We start from the raw sequence: 16,526 nt of genomic DNA on the forward strand, positions 1-16,526 counted from the left end.
CGGTCCCGCGACTTTGGTAGCCCCTGCCCTCTCCCCGGCGTTCGCCGCCCCGCCCGCCGCCTAGGTTGTTCTCATGACGCGTACGGAATACCCCTGGCTGCTGCCCTCCGCCATGGTGGGCCCGCCCGACGCCGGGGACGGGACCGGCACCCCCGCCGGCGGCGGCCGGCGGCCCCGGCGGACCGTGCGCGACTGGATCGTGGACACCGTCGCCTTCCTCTTCGCCGCCCTCCTCGGCCTGACGGCACTCGACGTCAGCGAACAGATCAACGGCGACTCGCCGATCGTCCTCGTCGACCAGCTGCTGGGCGCCGCCGCCTGCTGCGCCCTCTGGCCCCGGCGCCGCTGGCCGGTGCGGATCGCCCTCGTCCTCACCGTCGTGAGCGTCATCACCCCGGCGGCGGGCGGCGCCTATCTCGTCGCCCTGTTCAGCCTCGCGGTGCACCGGCCCTTCCGGCAGCTCGCGGCCGTCGGCGCCCTGGCGCTGGTGAGCGCCGCCGTCCAGCCGCTGGCCCGCCCCGACCCCTCGCTCCACACAGCGGCCTCGATCGCCATCGGCATCGTCCTCGTCCTGCTGATGACCGGCTGGGGCATGCTCGTCCGCTCCCGGCGGCAGCTCGTCGTCGTCCTGCGGGAGCGGGCCCACCGCGCGGAGGCCGAGGCCGCGCTCCGCGCCGAGCAGGCCCAGCGGCTCGCCCGCGAGGCCATCGCCCGGGAGATGCACGACGTCCTCGCCCACCGGCTCACCCTGCTGAGCGTGCACGCCGGGGCGCTGGAGTTCCGGCCCGACGCCCCGCCCGCCGAGGTCGCCCGCGCCGCCGGGGTGATCCGGGACAGCGCCCACGAGGCCCTTCAGGACCTGCGCCAGATCATCGGGGTGCTGCGAACCCCTGACGACGCTGAGGAGACCGGGGCCGCCGACCGGCCCCAGCCCACCCTCGCCACCCTCGACGCGCTGGTCGCCGAGTCCCGCGCGGCCGGCGCGACCGTGCTCCTCCACAACCGGATCGCGGACCCCGCCGCCGTCCCCGCCGCGACCGGCCGCACCGTCTACCGCATCGCCCAGGAGGCCCTGACCAACGCCCGCAAGCACGCGCCCGGCGCCGAGGTCACCGTCACCGTCGTGGGCGCCCCCGGCCAGGGCGTCACCGTGACCGTCGACAACCCGGCACCCCCCGGGGAGAGCGCCCGGGTGCCCGGCTCCGGCCAGGGCCTGATCGGACTCACCGAGCGCGCCACCCTCGCCGGGGGGACCTTCCAGCACGGCCGCACCGGGGACGGCGGATTCCACCTCCGGGCCTGGCTACCGTGGTCGGTATGACGATCCGTTTGCTCGTGGTGGACGACGACCCCCTGGTACGGGCGGGACTGGCGCTGATGCTCGGCGGCGCCGAAGGACTGGAGATCGTGGGGGAGGGGTCGGACGGCTCCGAGGTGCCCGCGCTGGTCGACCGGCTCGCCCCCGACGTGGTGCTGATGGACATCCGGATGCCCGCCGTGGACGGGCTCACCGCCACGGAGGAGCTGCGGGCCCGGCCCGGAGCCCCCGAGGTGCTGGTGCTGACGACCTTCCACGCGGAGGAGCAGGTGCTGCGGGCGCTGCGGGCCGGTGCGGCGGGCTTTGTCCTGAAGGACACCCCGCCCGCCGAGATCGTCACCGCCGTGCGCCGGGTCGCGGCGGGCGAGCCGGTGCTCTCCCCGGCGGTGACCCGGCAGCTGATGGCCCATGTCGCCGGCGCGGACCACGGCCGTACGGGCGAGCCGCGCCGCGCCGCCGCCCTGGGACGGCTGGCATCGCTCGCCGAGCGGGAGCGCGAGGTGGCCGTCGCCGTCGGCCGGGGCGGTTCCAACGCGGAGATCTCCGCCGCGCTGTACCTCAGCGTCCCGACGGTGAAGACGCAGGTCTCACGGATCCTCGCCAAACTCGGGCTCAACAACCGGGTCCAGATCGCCCTCCTCGTCCACGATGCCGGGCTCCTCGACGACGACGGCCCCTGACGCCGGCCCGCACCGGACGAAGGCAGGCGGAGGCCGCCTCCTCCCCACGGTGTAGCCACGCGTCGACGGACAGGACCGGCGGATGATGCCCCACCCCGGGGCCGATCCTACGGTGGTGCCATGGAGCCCATTCACCTCGCCGAGCTGCCCGACTTCAACGACAACCCCTATGCGTACTATGCCCGTTGGCGCAAAGAAGGCCCGGTCCACTGGCTGCGCGACCCCGGTGGGTTCGACTTCTGGCTGATCGTCGGATACGAGGAGGGGCGCGCCGCGCTCGCCGACCCCCGGCTCGCCAAGTCGCCGGACGTGGCGCCCGATCCGGTCTTCGAGGTCCACCCGATCGGGCCCAATCTGCTGGAGACCGACCCGCCGGACCACACCCGGCTGCGCCGGATGGTCTCCCGCGAGTTCACCGCGCGCCGCGTCGAGCAACTCGCCCCGCGCGTCGCGGAGATCACCGCCGGACTGCTCGACGCGCTGCCGTCCACCGGCCGGGGCGATCTGATCGAACTGCTTGCCTTCCCGCTCCCGATCACCGTCATCTGCGAACTCCTCGGCATCCCGGCCGACGATCGCGAGACCTTCCGCGCCTGGTCCCAGGAGGTGGTCGCCCCGACCAGCGTGGACGCGAGCAACCTGGCGCTGGACGGGCTCTGTGCCTATCTGGACGTCCTCATCGAGGCCAAGCGCGGTGCGGGCACCACCGGGGACCTGCTCTCCGCGCTGATCGCCGCCCACGACGAGGACGGCGACCGGCTCTCCGTGCCGGAGCTGCGCGGCCTCGCCTATCTGCTGCTCGTCGCGGGGCACGAGACCACGGTCCATCTGATCGGCAACGCGGTCCGGGCGCTGCTGCGCGAACCCGGCCTGCTGGCGGCGGTACGGGCCGACTTCTCGCTGCTGGACGCGGTGATCGAGGAGAGCCTGCGGCACGAGGCGCCGGTGGACACCGCGACCGGCCGCTACACCACCGCCCCCGTCGAGGTCGGCGACACCGTCATTCCCGCCGGCGCGTTCGTCCTCGTGGGCATCGGAGCGGCGGGCCGGGACCCGGAGCGCTACCCCGATCCGGACACCTTCGACATCGGCAGGGAGGGCCGGGGCCATGTCTCCTTCGGCCACGGCATCCACTTCTGCGTCGGCGCGCAGCTGGCCCGGCTGGAGGTCAGGATCGCCCTGGAGGCGCTGCTGACCCGCTGCCCGGAGCTGGCGCTCGACCCGGACGCGGGCCCGCTGGAGTTCCTGCCGGGCCTGCTCCTGCGCGGGGTGCGCGCGCTGCCCGTGCGCTGGTGACGAACCGGGTGACGAACCGGTTCGTCACCCGGCGGCCCGCCCCCTGTTCCGCTCAGCGGCCGGCGATCTCCGCCAGCCGCACCGGCCGCCGCTCCCGCCGGGACAGCTCGCACGCCTCGGCGATCCGCAGCGCCTCCAGCGCCTCCCACCCGTCGCAGGGGTTGGCGGCCTCACCCCGGGCCACCTTGACGAACGCGTCCAGCTCGGCCTCGTACGCGGGGGCGAACCGCTCCAGGAACCCCGGCCACGGCCTGGCGGGGGCGCCCGGCCCGTCCGGCTCGGCCGAGGTGAGCGGCGTGCGCGCGGCCAGCCCCACGGCGATCTGGTCCCGCTCGCCCGCCAGCTCCATCCGTACGTCGTAACCGGCGCCGTTGCAGCGCGTCGCCGTCGCCACCGCCAGGACGCCGTCGTCCAGGGTGAGCACGGCGGCCGCCGTGTCCACGTCGCGGGCCTCGCGGAACATCGCCCCTCCCGCGTCCGAGCCGGTCGCGTACACCTCCACGACCTCCCGCCCGGTGACCCAGCGCAGTATGTCGAAGTCGTGCACCAGGCAGTCCCGGTACAGCCCGCCCGAGAGCGGCAGATACGCGGCGGGCGGCGGCGCCGGGTCACTGGTGAGCGCCCGTACGGTGTGGAGCCGGCCGAGACGGCCGGCGCGCAGGGCCTGCCGGGCGGCCGCGTACCCGGCGTCGAAGCGGCGCATGAAACCGATCTGGAGGACCGTGCCGGCCGACTCCACCGCCCGCAGCGCGCCCAGCGTGCCCGGCAGGTCCACCGCGATCGGCTTCTCGCAGAAGGCGGGCAGCCCGGCGGCCGCCGCGCGCCCGATCAGCTCCGCGTGCGACGCGGTCGCCGAGGCGATCACCACCGCGTCCACGCCCGAGGCGAGCAGCGCGTCCACGTCCGCGACCGCCGTGGCCCCGGTCGCCTCCGCGACCTCGGCCGCCCGCGCCGGATCCGTGTCCGTCACCACCAGGGGGCCGACCCCGCCGTGGCGGCCGAGCGCCGCCGTGTGGAAGGCCCCGATACGTCCCGTCCCGATGACTCCGATGCGCATGCGCCCAAAATGGATCCCGGCCCGCCACCGTGTCAAGACTATGTCCGGACATTCGAACTTCCGGACTTCCCGTCAACATCGGTGGCGACTACGCTCGCCCCCGTGCCCAAGCAGCCCAGACACGTATCGGAAAGCTCCCTCCCGCTCCAGCTCGCCGTGGACCGCACCAGCCCGGTGCCGCTCTACTTCCAGCTCTCCCAGCAGCTGGAGGCGGCCATCGAGCGGGGCGCGCTGACCCCGGGCAGCCTCCTCGGCAACGAGATCGAGCTGGCCGCCCGGCTCGGTCTGTCCCGGCCGACCGTGCGCCAGGCCATCCAGTCCCTGGTCGACAAGGGGCTCCTGGTGCGCCGCCGGGGCGTGGGCACCCAGGTGGTGCACAGCCAGGTCAAGCGGCCGCTGGAGCTGAGCAGCCTCTACGACGACCTGGAGGCGGCGGGGCAGCGGCCCGCCACCGAGGTGCTCCGCCACACCGCCCACACCGCGAGCGCCCCGGTCGCCGCCGCCCTCGGGGTCGCCGAGGGGAGCGAGGTCCTCCTGATCGAGCGGCTGCGGTACGCCCACGGCGAGCCCATGGCCCTGCTCACCAACCACCTCCCCGCCGGGCTGCTCGACTGCGGCGCCGACGCCCTGGCGGCGACCGGCCTCTACCGGCTGATGCGGGCCGCCGGGATCACCCTGCACAGCGCCCGGCAGTCCGTCGGCGCCAGGGTCGCGGGCGCGGAGGAGGCCCGGATGCTGGCCGAGGAGCCGGGCGCCCCGCTGCTCACCATGGAGCGCACCACCTTCGACGACACCGGCCGGGCCGTCGAGTACGGCTCCCATCTCTACCGGGCCTCCCGGTACGCCTTCGAGTTCCAGCTGCTCGTCCGGTCCTGACCGTCGTCCGCTCCTGACCCTCGTCCGGTCCCGACCGCCCGGGCGCGTCCCCGCCGCGCGCGGAGCCTCGTAAGAATGTTCGGACAAAGTCTTGACGGGGGAACCCCGCCGCCGTAGAACGTCACCCAGCCGCAACCGGGCGGCCGGGAGAGAAGGCGGATCCACCCATGCGTACCCTCCGCACGGCCACGGCCCTGCTCGCCATGTGCGCCCTCGCCGTCGTCACCGGATGCAGCAGCTCCGGGGGGAAGGAGTCCGAGGAGAAGCCCGCCGGGAGCGGCGGCGGGGTCCCGGCCGCCACCGAGCGGCTGAAGATCGCCATGGTCACCCACTCCGGCGAGGGCGACACCTTCTGGGACATCGTCCAGAGCGGGGCCGAGGTCGCCGCGGAGAAGGACAACGTCGACTTCCTGTACGCCGCCCACAAGGAGGGCAAGGAGCAGGCCCAGCTCGTCCAGGCGTACATCGACCAGAAGGTCGACGGTCTGATCGTCACCCTCGCCAAGCCCGAGGCGCTGACCGCCGTCGTGAAGAAGGCGGTGGCCGCCGGCATCCCCGTCGTCACGATCAACTCCGGCGGCGAGTTCCAGCGCGCGGTGGGCGCGCTCGGCCATATCGGCCAGGACGAGACCGTCGCGGGCGAGGCGGTGGGCCAGGCGCTCACCGAACGGAACCGGAAGAAGGCCCTCTGCGTGATCCACGAGCAGGGCAACGTCTCCCTGGAGGCGCGGTGCGCCGGAGTGAAGAAGGCCTTCCGGGGCTCCGTGGAGAATCTGCACGTCGAGGGCGTGAACATGCCCCAGTCGACCTCGTCGATCGAGGCCAAGCTCCAGAGCGCGAAGGACATCGACACCGTCGTCACCCTCGGGGCCCCCTTCGCCGCCGCCTCCGTCAAGGCGAAGGCCGGCGCCGGCAGCGCGGCCGAGGTCGTCACCTTTGACCTCAACGCGGAGGTGATCAAGCAGCTGAAGGCCGGCGAGATCGGCTTCGCCGTCGATCAGCAGCCCTATCTCCAGGGGTATCTCGCCGTCGACCAGCTCTGGCTGCACCAGGTCAACCGCAACACCGTCGGCGGCGGCCGGCCGGTGCTCACCGGGCCCGCGCTGATCACCGAGAAGGACGTGCCCGCACTGGAGGAGCTGACGGCGGAGGGCACCCGATGAGCCCTTCACCACCCCGGCGACACACCCTCCCGGGGTATCCGCGCACCCGGCCTCGAAGACGCCCGGCGCACCCGATGCCCACCCGCCGACCTGGCGTGACCCATACTTGGGCGGTTGGGGGGCGACAATTCGCCCCCCGATCGCACCGGGGAACAGTTCGGCAAGAAGGGCACGGCGTCGTGGCAAGGGCAAGGACAGGGGTACGCGCACTCGGCGCGGTGCTGGCGGCGGTGCTCGGAGCCTCCCTGGCGGGATGCAGCAGTACGGGCGGCAAGCGCGCCGAGGACGCCCGCAAGGCGCAGGCGGCCGCGGGCAAGGCCAACGTGTCCACCCCGAGGTGGACCTTCGCCATGGTCACCCACTCGGGCGACGGCGACACCTTCTGGGACATCGTCCAGCGCGGGGCCGAGGAGGCCGCCGCCAAGGACAACATCAACTTCCTCTACTCCAAGAGCGACGAGGGGCAGCAGCAGGCCCAGCTCGTCCAGACCGCGATCGACAAGAAGGTCGACGGCCTGATCGTCACCCTCGCCAAGCCCGACGCGATGCGGGCCGTCGTCAAGAAGGCCGTCGACGCCGGCATCCCGGTGATCACCGTGAACTCCGGCTCCGAGGAGTCCAAGGCGTTCGGCGCGCTCACCCACATCGGCCAGAACGAGACCGTCGCGGGCGAGGCCGTCGGCGACGAGCTGAACGAGCGCGGCCGCAAGAAGGCCGTCTGCGTCCTGCACGAGCAGGGCAACGTCGGCCACGAGCAGCGCTGCGCCGGGGTGAAGAAGACCTTCGACGGCGAGGTGGAGAACCTGTACGTCGAGGGCACCAACATGCCCGACGTCCAGGCGACCGTCGAGGCCAAGCTCCAGACCGACCGTTCGATCGACTCGGTGGTCACCCTCGGCGCACCCTTCGCGGACACCGCGGTCAAGGCCAAGGAGTCCGCCGGCAGCAAGGCCGAGATCGTCACCTTCGACCTCAACGCCAAGGTCGCCGCCGCCGTGAAGAACGGCACCCTGGGCTTCGCGGTCGACCAGCAGCCCTACCTCCAGGGGTACGAGGCCGTCGACCTGCTCTGGCTCTACCGCTACAACGCCGACGTCCTCGGCGGCGGACAGCCGGTCCTCACCGGACCGCAGATCATCACCCAGGCGGACGCCGGCGCACTGGAGGACTACACCAAGCGGGGGACCCGATGAGCGCCAGCGCACCACCCGCCGGCAGTGGGCAGCGGCCGGGCGCGACGGACGAACGGCTGCTGCACACCTCGGCCCTGCGCAAGCTGCTGGGCCGGCCCGAGCTGGGCTCCGTCGTCGGCGCGGCCGCCGTCTTCGTCTTCTTCGCCTTCGCCGCCGACTCCTTCCTCCAGGCCAGCAGCTTCTCCACGGTGCTGTACGCGGCCTCCACCATCGGGATCATGGCCGTCCCGGTCGCGATGCTGATGATCGGCGGCGAGTTCGACCTCTCCGCCGGTGTGCTGGTCACCAGCTCCGCGCTGGTGTCCTCGATGTTCAGCTACCAGATGACGACGAACGTCTGGGTCGGCGTCCTGGTCTCGCTGCTGGTCACCCTCGCGGTCGGCGTCTTCAACGGCGTCCTGCTCACCCGGACCAAACTGCCCAGCTTCATCATCACGCTGGGCACCTTCCTGATGCTGACCGGGCTGAACCTCGGCTTCACCAAGCTGATCAGCGGCACGGTCTCCACCAAGTCCATCGCGGACATGGAGGGCTTCGCCTCGGCGAAGGCGGTCTTCGCCTCCGAGTTCACCTTCGGCGATGTCACGATCAAGGTCACCATCCTCTGGTGGATCGGCCTGGTCGCGCTCGCCACCTGGATCCTGCTCCGGACCCGCTTCGGCAACTGGATCTTCGCCGTCGGCGGCGGCCCCGACGCCGCCCGCGCGGTCGGCGTCCCGGTCACCCGGACCCGGATCGGCCTCTACATGGGCGTCGCGTTCGCGGCCTGGATCTCCGGGCAGCACCTGCTCTTCTCGTTCGACGTGGTGCAGTCCGGCGAGGGCGTCGGCAATGAACTGATCTACATCATCGCGGCCGTCATCGGCGGCTGTCTGATCACCGGCGGCTACGGCTCGGCGATCGGCTCGGCGGTCGGGGCGTTCATCTTCGGCATGACCAGCAAGGGCATCGTCTACGCCGAGTGGAACCCGGACTGGTTCAAGTTCTTCCTCGGCGCGATGCTGCTGCTGGCCACCCTGCTGAACGCATGGGTCCGCAAGAGGGCGGAGGCGACACGATGACCGGTACCGCTCTGGTCGAGCTGGACGACGTCAGCAAGTACTACGGCAACATCCGGGCGCTCCAGGGCGTCTCCCTGGAGGTCCACTCCGGCGAGATCACCTGCGTCCTCGGCGACAACGGCGCCGGCAAGTCCACCCTGATCAAGATCATCGCGGGGTTGCACCAGCACGACGCGGGCACCTTCTCCATCGAGGGGGAGGAGACCCGGCTCGCCAACCCCCGCGACGCCCTGGACCGGGGCATCGCCACCGTCTACCAGGACCTCGCCGTCGTCCCGCTGATGCCCGTGTGGCGGAACTTCTTCCTCGGCTCCGAGCCGGTGAAGGGCGCGGGCCCCTTCAAGCGGCTCGACGTGGCGACGATGCGCGAGACCACCCGGGCCGAGCTGCTGCGCATGGGCATCGACCTGCGCGACGTCGACCAGCCGATCGGGACCCTCTCCGGCGGTGAGCGCCAGTGCGTCGCCATCGCCCGCGCCGTCCACTTCGGCGCCAAGGTCCTCGTCCTGGACGAGCCCACCGCCGCCCTCGGCGTCAAGCAGTCCGGCGTCGTGCTCAAGTACGTCGCCGCCGCCCGCGACGCGGGCCTCGGGGTGGTGCTCATCACGCACAACCCGCACCACGCCTATCTCGTCGGCGACCGGTTCGTCCTCCTCAAGCGGGGCACGATGACCGCGAGCCACGCCAAGGGCTCGGTCACCCTGGACGAGCTGACCCGCCAGATGGCCGGGGGCAGCGAGCTGGACGACCTCCGCCACGAGCTGGAGCGCGGCACCGACGAGCCGCCCGCAGGGCCCTGAGCCCGCCGGGCCACCAGGCACCCTGCCCGGGGCCCGGACCGGCCCGGAGGGCTTTCCCGCCGCCCCCACGCCCCCCGGCGGCGGGAGTGGCAGAATCGTCGGCGGCGGGCGCCGCCCGCCGCCGACCCCCGTGCGGACCGACCCCGCACGGTGACCGGACCCCACGACACCAGGGACGACGCGACCCGTGCGAACCGCACCCGCCCCCCTCTGCCCCACCGCCACGGGCTCCGCCCGATGAGCGGCTACCGCGACTTCGCCCAGCGCGGCACGGCGCGCGGCACCGTCCTGCGCACGGCCGGCACCCGCGAGCGGCGCTCCCACCTCACCGCGCCCCGGGTCCCGACCGTCGGCATCGACATCGGCGGCACCAAGGTGATGGCGGGCGTCGTGGACGCCGACGGGGTCATCCTGGAGAAGATCCGCACCGAGACCCCCGACAAGTCCAAGAGCCCCAAGGTCGTCGAGGACACCATCTGCGAGCTGGTGCTCGACCTCTCCGACCGGCACGACGTGCACGCCGTCGGCATCGGCGCGGCCGGCTGGGTCGACGCCGACCGCTCCAAGGTGCTCTTCGCCCCCCACCTGGCCTGGCGCAACGAGCCCCTGCGGGACGCGCTCTCCGCCCGGCTCGCGGTCCCGGTCCTCGTCGACAACGACGCCAACACCGCCGCCTGGGCGGAGTGGCGCTTCGGCGCGGGCCGCAACGAGGACCACCTGGTGATGATCACCCTGGGGACCGGCATCGGCGGCGCCATCCTGGAGGACGGCCGGGTCAAGCGGGGCAAGTACGGCGTGGCCGGCGAGTTCGGCCATATGCAGGTCGTCCCCGGCGGGCACCGCTGCCCCTGCGGCAACCGGGGCTGCTGGGAGCAGTACAGCTCCGGCAACGCCCTGGTGCGCGAGGCCCGGGAGCTGGCCGCCGCCGAGTCCCCGGTCGCCCACACCCTCATCGACCGCGTCGGCGGCAACGTCGGGGACATCACCGGACCGCTCATCACCGAGCTGGCCCGCGAGGGCGACCCGATGTGCGTGGAGCTGTTCCAGGACATCGGCCAGTGGCTCGGCGTCGGCATCGCCAATCTCGCGGCCGCCCTCGACCCGTCCTGCTTCGTCATCGGCGGCGGCGTCAGCGCAGCCGACGAACTGCTGATCAACCCGGCCCGGGACGCCTTCCGGCGCCATCTCACCGGCCGCGGCTACCGCCCCGAGGCCCGGATCGTCCGCGCCGAGCTGGGCCCCGAGGCGGGCATGGTCGGCGCCGCCGACCTGGCCCGGCTGGTCGCCCGCCGCTTCCGCCGCGCCAACCGGCGCAGGGTCGAGCGCCACGAGCGGTACGAGCGGTACGCGCAGGCCCTGCGGAACTCGACGTCGGTGCGGTCCCAGGAGACCTGAGCCCTGCCACCCGAGTCCTGACGCCTGAGCCCTGCCGACTGGGCCCCGACGTCTGAGTCCTGCCACCCGGGCCCTGCCACCCGGGCCCGGGACCGTACGGCGCACGGCGCCCCGCCCCGGCCGCCCCGGGGCCCGGTCCGCCGGATTCCTCCCCCGGTGTCCTAGCGCCGTAGACTGCCTCTCCCGGGCGACCCGCCCGGGAGCCCGCCCGACCGCCCAGGACCGACCCTCCCAGGAACCCCGCGCCATGACCGTGCCCCGGCAGTCCGCCGCCCCGGACGAGAACTTCCGTCCCCCCGAGGACCGGCGGCAAATGATCATCCGCCGCTGGGTGACCGCGATCATCATCGTGCTGCTCGTCGGCATCCCCGCCGGCTATCTGGTGATCTCCGCCCAGCAGAGCCGGGAGAGCGGCCGCCACAAGGCCGCCGAGTCCTCCGCCAGCGGCATGCGCGACGGCTGGCCGTCCCAGATGAAGCGGCGGATCTTCGAGATCCCGATCCCGGCGAAGTCCACCGAGGTGGCCTACTTCGAGACCAGCAACTGGCGCACGAGCAGGCTGTACGTCCGGTTCACCACCACGGAGGCCGGCCTCGACGGGTTCCTGAACAGCGTCGGCACGCCCCGCGACACCCTGCGCGAGGGCGACATCACCATCGGCGACCGGGACGCGGACATCGCCGGCTGGGACTTCACCACGGACCGGCAGTGGCAGGGCACCCGCCACGAGCACAAGAAGCCCCGGCCCTCCCGCGACATCGTCGTGGACACGACCGATCCGGCCGCCCCGACGGTGTACATCGTCTCCACCGCCACCCCCTGACGGCGTACGGACCGAGCCTTCCGCCATGCCCTTCAGGCAGGCAACCAGGCCGGCCACCACTCCGGAATGTTCTCCTGCGAACAGCGCCCACTGTCGCTGACCACTCCGGCAGGGGTTCCCTGCCAGGCGAAATGGCCCCACATGGCTGCGCCCAGGAGCAGAGCGGCCGCCGTGGCCGAGAAGATCACCCGGCCACGGCGGCTGCGGACACCACGGGTCAGGAGCATTCCGGCTCCGAAGGCGGCCACCGACACCAGCACCCCGCCCACCATGGCTACAGGAAGCTCGAAGAATCCGCTTCCCCCGAAGTCGAGCCGTCCTTCCACGTACGAGCCGCAGTACTTGCGGGCGTTGTCGGACAATGCCCACGAGCCCGCACCGGCAAGCGCTCCAGCCAGACCGGTGAGGCATCCCGCTGAGAGCGTCGCTGATCTTTTATCCATGATCTACACGACGACTGTCCCCGTCCCGGAGTTCCCTGAAGGCGAGAGTCGGATCGGTGAACTGCGGCTTCGGAAAGGGTGGTTCAGGTTCGGCGGCCTCCGCCTCACGGGCGCGCCCCTGTGCCGGGTCTGCCCGTGAGGCGGAAGCCGGTGCAGCTCAGCTACGCGGCACCATCAGCTGAGTCCAGGTCGTCGGTCCCGGCCAGCCGTCGGCGGCGGCGCCGGTGTGGCCGAGCTTCTGTTGCCACCTCTGGTACGAGAGCCGATCGGACTCCGTCCACTGCGGGCCGGCACCCAGCTCGTACTCGCTGCATCCCTCGGCGATCAGCCGCCGGCCCATCGCCGTCACGACCGGGCTGTGCGGAAGGGTCTTGAACCATGCCGCACCGGGAAACGGCTCGTACTGAAGGGCTGTCTGGCGGGGCACCCGGAGTCGGTTCCAGGTGGTCTCGCCGGGCCAGCCGTCGGCGGCAGAGCCGGTGTAGCCGAGTTTCTGCTGCCACTTCTGGTAGGAGAGCCGGTCGGTTTCGGTCCACTGGGGGCCGGGGCCGGTGGTGTACAGGCCGCATCCTTCGGCCACCAGCCGTGTGCCCATCGCCGTCACGATCGGGCTGTTCGGGTTCGCCGTGAACCATGCCGCACCAGGAAACGGTTCAAAGTCCACCGGCGTCACCTTGGGCACCCGGAGTCGGTTCCAGGTGGTCTCGCCGGGCCAGCCGTCGGCGGCAGAGCCGGTGTAGCCGAGCTTCTGCTGCCACTTCTGGTAGGAGAGCCGGTCGGTTTCGGTCCACTGCGGTCCCGGGCCGGTGGTGTACAGGCCGCATCCTTCGGCCACCAGCCGCTTCCCCATCGCCGTCACGATCGGGCTGTTCGGGTTCGCCGTGAACCACGCCGCACCAGGAAACGGCTCGTAATCCACCGGTTCCGGCGTCACGCCGATGTCCGGAATCGTCAGGAGGTCCCACGTGGTGCGCCCGGGCCAGCCGTCGGCGTCGGCGCCGGTGTAGCCGAGTTTCTGCTGCCACTTCTGGTAGGAGAGCCGGTCGGTTTCGGTCCACTGGGGGCCGGGGCCGGTGGTGTACAGGCCGCATCCTTCGGCCACCAGCCGCGTGCCCATCGCCGTCACGATCGGACTGTAGGGAGAAGCCTTGAACCATTCGGTGCCGGGGAACGGCACCCGGCCCGACGGCGGCGGCGTCTCGCCCCCGCCTCCGCCGCCTTCGGGAACCCCCGCGCCCAGCGGCACACCACGCGCGGGGATCTTCAGGCTCTGGCCGACCGTCAGGTTGTACGGCGCCGTCAGGTCGTTCACCGCGATGATGTAGGTCTTGGGGACGTTGAACTGGAGACTCACCGCGTCCAGTGTGTCGTTGACCTGCACCGTGTAGGTGCCGCCGTTGTACAGCGTGCCGGGATCCAGCGTTCCGTCCTGCACCAGGGCGTACAGCGGACCGCCCGGGCACGCGGTGGAATACCCGTCCCGGTGCCCACGGACCTCACTGCCGGCTCCGTGCCGCCGCAGATAGGCGATGGCGTCCTGGATGCCGGTGATCATCGAGCTGCTCGGCTGGGTCACCAGCGAGCTTCCCACGAACCCCAGCACCGCGAAGTGGTCGCGGTTCAGCGTGGTGTTGCCGTTCGCCGAGTTCTGCGTGTTCTTTCCACGGCCCTCGAACACGTAGCCGTGCTGGCAGACCGCCAGGTTGTAGCCGAAGTCGGCCCACCCGTTGCCATCCATGTGCTGGTTCTGGACCGTGCGCATCTTCTGAGCGCACTGATGATGCTCGATGCCCACGAACAGAGAGCCAAGGTAGTGCACCTTGACTCCCTTGTTCGAGGCCACCGGTGAGTGCCCGTTGTCCGGCTGACGGGCGCCCCACTGTGCTCGTGTTACGAACCGCATGCGGTCTCCTCTGTCGGGGAAAGTCACGTGAGCCAGGCGCAGCGGGCGGAGAAGCCCGAAATGGGGAGGGTGTGGTGCCGATCGCGATGGACCGGCCGGCGGCGGAGTGCTTCCGCGCGGGACCCTGCGCATCAGCCGTCGCGATGGCGGACGGCACTGCGGCAATGACCAACGGCAGTACCGCACCCGCATCCGGGCGCAGCACTGCCGCTGCACCAACTGTGACACGTTGCGTGCGCGTGCGCAACGTTGGGGTTCGCGGGAAGGCAGGCAGGAGCCGGCACGACCGTGCGGACGATTCCGTTGCGTCCACCGGTCTGCGGCTCAGCTGGAGGACCACGGCGAACGGAGGCCCCGCCGCCACGAGTTGTCCGCGCGTGCCGCCTGGGCAACTACTCCACGGGCTGCACCGGAAGCGTAGGGACCGGACGGATCCGTGCCCCCGGGGCCGGTAGGGACGCGACGGCTACGATGAATCCCCTGCTTCTCCACCGCGGGGAGGATGACCTGGCCGCCGTCCGACGATGCACGCCCGCCGCGGTACCAGCCTGCCAGCACGATGGCGCCTGCCGGTGCCGTCCGAACAGATTGCGGAGCATCCATGATTTGCCGGTCGAGACTCGCCGTCGGCACCGCGGCCGTCATGACGACCCTCCTCACCGCGACAGCGTGCGGTGGGGACACCTCGCAGAGCGCGCAGGATCCGCCCCCTTCCCGCGCGGCGGAGAGCTCGTCAGCCGCACCGGGCGTCGACCCCGGCAGCGGCACCGGCACCGCTGACGACACGGCCACTCCACAGGACGGCCGCGCGCAGAACCTCTGCTCGGAGGAGTCCGGGCTGAGCCAGGGCGCGACATCGGGGAAGGGGGCCGACACGACCTCGCCCGACGTGCCGGAGCTGAAGGATGTGCAGGTCACCAGCCACGACACCTGCGACCGTGTGACGTTCACCTTCTCCGGTCCCGCCCCGGGCTACTTCGCCGGTTACGAGGACCCGCTGCGGACCCCGGGCCTGGGTGACGCCGTGACCATGCCGGGAGAGGTGCACCTCAAGCTGGTGCTCTCCGGCGTCCCGGAGACGGCTTCCCTGCGCCGGCACGGGAACATACGCACCACCGGGACGGTGCGGGGCATCAAGGACCTCGGCACCTTCGAAGGGGAACTCGCCCTGGGTGTGGGACTCGACACCGCCGACGGGGAGCCGACCGGATACCAGGTCACGGTGGAGGGGAACGAGGTGGTCCTCACCGTTGCACACCGGTGAGCGGCGTGTCCCGGACGTCGGGACGATGCCACCCCCTCCGGGTGACGTCGTCCCACCTGTCCGGCTCTACGCCGCTGACGCGAGGTCAAACCCCGGCCAACCGCCACAGAGAGACGACCTCCGCAGCGCGTGCGGCATGCAGTGCGTCGAGGCGGTCGCGAGCCCTGGAGTGAACGGGACGGGTGTCCAGCCGGTCCACCACGCGCAGACCCGCCCGCTCGATCAGATCCGGCAACTCGGTGGGGCCCCGCAACCCCAGCCTCTCGGCGAGGTCGGAGATGATCAACCATCCTTCCCCGTTCTGGTCCAGATGCTCGTTCAGCGAGCCGACGAACGATCGCAGCATGCGGCTGCCGGGGTCGTAGACCGCGTACTCCAGCGGTGTTCGCGGCTTCACCGGCAGCCACGGGGGGTTGCACACCACCAGCGGTGCCCGTCCGGCGGGGAACATGTCGGTCCGCTCCACAACGACACGGTCGGAGAGACCGAGCCTGTCCATGTTCTCCCTCGCGCATGCCAGAGCGCGCTCGTCCTGGTCGGTGGCGATCACCTTCTCGATGCCGCGCCGAGCCAGGATCGCGGCGAGCACGCCGGTGCCGGTTCCCACGTCGAACGCCGAGCCGTACGAGGGAATCGGGGCCCTGGCGACCAAGTCGAGGTACTCGCCGCGCACGGGTGAGAAAACACCGTAATGGGGGACTATCGTGTCGCCGAGCGCCGGCAGGCGCACCCCTCGGCGACGCCACTCCGCAGCACTCAACACCCCCTGCAGTTCCCGCAGGGACACCACGTACCGTCCTTCTCCCGGCCCGTAGACGGCCTCGCAGGCTGCTTGTACGTCGGGTGCCCTGCGAAGCCGCAGAACATGTCCGGCATCCACGCAGACCAGCAGCATTCCCAGAATGCGTGCCCGCCGGCCCTGGGCCTGGCGATACCGGTGGAACGTCTCCGTCAGGGAATCGCCCACCTTGGGATCCTTGCGGTCCACCCTCTTGGTCAGGGCTTTCAGTAACTGACGGGCATGGTGAAAGTCGCCCCGCCACACCATGCCCGTACCCTCACACGCCCAGCGGAAGGCATCGTCGGCCTTGGTCCGATCGTCAACGACGACCACCCGCCCGGGAACTCGGGCATCGTTCTCCGATCGCCACGCGGCGACGTGGTCCCCTCCGGGGTCTTCCTGCCACCTCATGAGTTGTCCGGTCATCATCGCCCCATCATCCCAGCTCATCCGGGTTTCACTCGGCCGGCGGC

The 16,526-nt window shown here is 71.7% G+C and carries 15 protein-coding genes; 11 read left to right on the forward strand and 4 right to left on the reverse strand.

Going from position 1 to position 16,526, the window contains the following annotated elements; genetic code table 11:
• Positions 1-73: 73 nt before the first annotated feature.
• From SYYSPA8_RS27110 to SYYSPA8_RS27120, 3 genes are all read left to right on the forward strand, one after another.
• On the forward strand, positions 74-1,321 hold the full coding sequence (locus SYYSPA8_RS27110; protein WP_323449956.1) for a sensor histidine kinase: 1,248 nt from the start codon (positions 74-76) through the stop codon (positions 1,319-1,321).
• Entirely contained in the window at positions 1,318-1,998 is a 681-nt protein-coding gene (locus SYYSPA8_RS27115; RefSeq protein ID WP_323449957.1) for a response regulator transcription factor, read from the forward strand. The genes SYYSPA8_RS27110 and SYYSPA8_RS27115 overlap by 4 nt, the downstream gene beginning before the upstream one ends.
• Before the next feature lie 120 nt (positions 1,999-2,118).
• Positions 2,119-3,294: a cytochrome P450 family protein gene (locus tag SYYSPA8_RS27120; RefSeq protein ID WP_323449958.1), complete on the forward strand. Its 1,176-nt coding sequence runs from the start codon at positions 2,119-2,121 to the stop codon at positions 3,292-3,294.
• Positions 3,295-3,346: 52 nt separating this feature from the next.
• Here SYYSPA8_RS27120 and SYYSPA8_RS27125 read toward each other — a convergent pair whose 3' ends face one another.
• Entirely contained in the window at positions 3,347-4,351 is a 1,005-nt protein-coding gene (locus tag SYYSPA8_RS27125) for a Gfo/Idh/MocA family protein (RefSeq protein ID WP_323449959.1), read from the reverse strand.
• Positions 4,352-4,453: 102 nt separating this feature from the next.
• On the opposite strand from SYYSPA8_RS27125, the gene SYYSPA8_RS27130 reads away from it, so the two are divergent.
• The 7 genes from SYYSPA8_RS27130 to SYYSPA8_RS27160 all read left to right on the forward strand — a co-directional run bounded on the left by SYYSPA8_RS27130 (position 4,454) and on the right by SYYSPA8_RS27160 (position 11,662).
• On the forward strand, positions 4,454-5,227 hold the full coding sequence (locus SYYSPA8_RS27130; protein WP_323449960.1) for a GntR family transcriptional regulator: 774 nt from the start codon (positions 4,454-4,456) through the stop codon (positions 5,225-5,227).
• A gap of 167 nt (positions 5,228-5,394) precedes the next feature.
• Positions 5,395-6,390: a substrate-binding domain-containing protein gene (locus SYYSPA8_RS27135; protein ID WP_323449961.1), complete on the forward strand. Its 996-nt coding sequence runs from the start codon at positions 5,395-5,397 to the stop codon at positions 6,388-6,390.
• A 179-nt stretch (positions 6,391-6,569) separates the two neighbouring features.
• On the forward strand, positions 6,570-7,583 hold the full coding sequence (locus SYYSPA8_RS27140) for a sugar ABC transporter substrate-binding protein (RefSeq protein ID WP_407706099.1): 1,014 nt from the start codon (positions 6,570-6,572) through the stop codon (positions 7,581-7,583).
• A complete protein-coding gene (locus SYYSPA8_RS27145) occupies positions 7,580-8,644 on the forward strand; it encodes an ABC transporter permease (protein WP_323449962.1) in 1,065 nt (354 codons plus the stop codon). Before SYYSPA8_RS27140 ends, SYYSPA8_RS27145 begins: the two co-directional genes overlap by 4 nt.
• Positions 8,641-9,444: an ATP-binding cassette domain-containing protein gene (locus SYYSPA8_RS27150; protein WP_323449963.1), complete on the forward strand. Its 804-nt coding sequence runs from the start codon at positions 8,641-8,643 to the stop codon at positions 9,442-9,444. Before SYYSPA8_RS27145 ends, SYYSPA8_RS27150 begins: the two co-directional genes overlap by 4 nt.
• Before the next feature lie 237 nt (positions 9,445-9,681).
• Positions 9,682-10,839, forward strand: a complete 1,158-nt coding sequence (locus SYYSPA8_RS27155; RefSeq protein ID WP_323449964.1) for an ROK family glucokinase — start codon at positions 9,682-9,684, stop codon at positions 10,837-10,839.
• 247 nt (positions 10,840-11,086) lie between these two features.
• Positions 11,087-11,662, forward strand: a complete 576-nt coding sequence (locus SYYSPA8_RS27160) for a hypothetical protein (RefSeq protein WP_323449965.1) — start codon at positions 11,087-11,089, stop codon at positions 11,660-11,662.
• A gap of 32 nt (positions 11,663-11,694) precedes the next feature.
• On the opposite strand, the gene SYYSPA8_RS27165 is transcribed toward SYYSPA8_RS27160, so the two are convergent.
• Together SYYSPA8_RS27165 and SYYSPA8_RS27170 are read right to left on the reverse strand one after the other, a co-directional pair.
• Positions 11,695-12,024 (reverse strand): hypothetical protein, encoded by a 330-nt coding sequence (locus SYYSPA8_RS27165; protein WP_323449966.1) that lies wholly within the window; start codon positions 12,022-12,024, stop codon positions 11,695-11,697.
• Between the two features lie 238 nt (positions 12,025-12,262).
• Positions 12,263-14,140, reverse strand: a complete 1,878-nt coding sequence (locus tag SYYSPA8_RS27170) for a peptidoglycan-binding protein (protein WP_323449967.1) — start codon at positions 14,138-14,140, stop codon at positions 12,263-12,265.
• A gap of 511 nt (positions 14,141-14,651) precedes the next feature.
• Between SYYSPA8_RS27170 and SYYSPA8_RS27175 the strand changes: the two genes are divergently transcribed.
• Complete coding sequence (locus tag SYYSPA8_RS27175; protein ID WP_323449968.1) at positions 14,652-15,272, forward strand: AMIN-like domain-containing (lipo)protein; 621 nt, start codon at positions 14,652-14,654, stop codon at positions 15,270-15,272.
• An 85-nt stretch (positions 15,273-15,357) separates the two neighbouring features.
• Here the strand turns inward: SYYSPA8_RS27175 and SYYSPA8_RS27180 are convergent, their stop codons facing one another.
• Positions 15,358-16,503 (reverse strand): methyltransferase, encoded by a 1,146-nt coding sequence (locus SYYSPA8_RS27180; RefSeq protein ID WP_407706100.1) that lies wholly within the window; start codon positions 16,501-16,503, stop codon positions 15,358-15,360.
• Positions 16,504-16,526: the final 23 nt, after the last annotated feature.

It is taken from the genome of Streptomyces yaizuensis, from assembly GCF_034961445.1.
GTDB classification, from domain to species: Bacteria; Actinomycetota; Actinomycetes; order Streptomycetales; family Streptomycetaceae; genus Streptomyces; species Streptomyces yaizuensis.

What these genes read in the sequence shown, in the direction of transcription:
- SYYSPA8_RS27170 (WP_323449967.1), bottom strand. Translation starts at nt 14,140, where the DNA reads ATGCGCAGGGTCCCGCGCGGAAGCACTCCGCCGCCGGCCGGTCCATCG.
- SYYSPA8_RS27125 (WP_323449959.1), bottom strand. Translation starts at nt 4,351, where the DNA reads ATGCGCATCGGAGTCATCGGGACGGGACGTATCGGGGCCTTCCACACG.
- SYYSPA8_RS27160 (WP_323449965.1), top strand. Translation starts at nt 11,087, where the DNA reads ATGACCGTGCCCCGGCAGTCCGCCGCCCCGGACGAGAACTTCCGTCCC.
- SYYSPA8_RS27180 (WP_407706100.1), bottom strand. Translation starts at nt 16,503, where the DNA reads ATGAGCTGGGATGATGGGGCGATGATGACCGGACAACTCATGAGGTGG.
- SYYSPA8_RS27135 (WP_323449961.1), top strand. Translation starts at nt 5,395, where the DNA reads ATGCGTACCCTCCGCACGGCCACGGCCCTGCTCGCCATGTGCGCCCTC.
- SYYSPA8_RS27110 (WP_323449956.1), top strand. Translation starts at nt 74, where the DNA reads ATGACGCGTACGGAATACCCCTGGCTGCTGCCCTCCGCCATGGTGGGC.
- SYYSPA8_RS27115 (WP_323449957.1), top strand. Translation starts at nt 1,318, where the DNA reads ATGACGATCCGTTTGCTCGTGGTGGACGACGACCCCCTGGTACGGGCG.
- SYYSPA8_RS27175 (WP_323449968.1), top strand. Translation starts at nt 14,652, where the DNA reads ATGACGACCCTCCTCACCGCGACAGCGTGCGGTGGGGACACCTCGCAG.
- SYYSPA8_RS27155 (WP_323449964.1), top strand. Translation starts at nt 9,682, where the DNA reads ATGAGCGGCTACCGCGACTTCGCCCAGCGCGGCACGGCGCGCGGCACC.
- SYYSPA8_RS27145 (WP_323449962.1), top strand. Translation starts at nt 7,580, where the DNA reads ATGAGCGCCAGCGCACCACCCGCCGGCAGTGGGCAGCGGCCGGGCGCG.
- SYYSPA8_RS27150 (WP_323449963.1), top strand. Translation starts at nt 8,641, where the DNA reads ATGACCGGTACCGCTCTGGTCGAGCTGGACGACGTCAGCAAGTACTAC.
- SYYSPA8_RS27120 (WP_323449958.1), top strand. Translation starts at nt 2,119, where the DNA reads ATGGAGCCCATTCACCTCGCCGAGCTGCCCGACTTCAACGACAACCCC.